Source organism: Achromobacter sp. GbtcB20 (genome assembly GCF_019091095.1).
GTDB lineage: Bacteria > Pseudomonadota > Gammaproteobacteria > Burkholderiales > Burkholderiaceae_B > Achromobacter > Achromobacter mucicolens.
The window spans coordinates 1-823 of the sequence record NZ_JAGXJZ010000081.1 but is presented as its reverse complement, the minus strand read 5'-3'; the positions used below and the strand labels follow the sequence as shown (position 1 = coordinate 823).

1 protein-coding gene is annotated in these 823 nt (G+C 68.5%); it reads left to right on the top strand.

Going from position 1 to position 823, the window contains the following annotated elements; translation table 11 throughout:
- Window positions 1-823: glycosyltransferase family 9 protein (locus tag KVT32_RS27855; protein WP_217619170.1), on the top strand; the 823-nt coding region annotated here is incomplete at both ends.

Below are 823 nucleotides of genomic sequence, written 5' to 3'. Positions count from 1 at the left end.
ATCGCCCTGATCGGTCTTGCCAACGCGCGCGAGTTTGTCGGCAGGTTTGCCTGCTACGTGGACGAGCTGATCGAGTTTCCGGGCATCGAGGCGTTTCCCGAGCAGCCTGCCCGCGAAGAGGGGCTGCCGGATTTCTATGCGCGGGTGCGCGACGCGCAGTTTGACGTGGCGCTGCAGATGCACGGCAGCGGCGCGCAAAGCAATCCCATCGTCGGGCAACTGGGCGCCAGGCGCTGCGGCGGCTTTGTGTCGCAGGCAGAAGAGGGCGTTCCGGGACAGTGGATGCCCTGGCCGGACGACTTGCCCGAGCCGCATCGATACCTGGCGCTGCTCCGGCATCTTGGCGTGCCGGCTGACGACGACAAGCTCGAATTCCCGTGCACGGTGGAAGACCGGCGCGCTGCCGAAGACCTGCTGAAGGTCCATTCGCTGGATGCTGCCCGCCTGGTGCTCATGCACGTCGGCGCGCGCCTGCCATCGCGCCGGTGGCCGCTGGAGCGCTATGGCCGCACGGCGACAGCCTTGCTGCTTCAGGGGTGGCAGGTGGCGCTGACCGGAACGGCGGCTGAGCGGTCACTCGCGGATGAGCTGAGACGCCTGTCGGGACGCAATCTGCCGGACCTATGCGGCAAGACCACGCTGGGTAGCCTGGCCGCGCTGGTCGAGTCGAGTCGGCTCCTGCTGTGCAACGACACTGGGGTGTCGCACATCGCCGCGGCAGTGCGCACGCCCAGCGTCGTCATCGCCAGCGGAAGCGACGCGCGGCGGTGGGCGCCCACCAACCACGATCTGCATGTGGTGCTGGCCGGCGATGCGCCGTGCC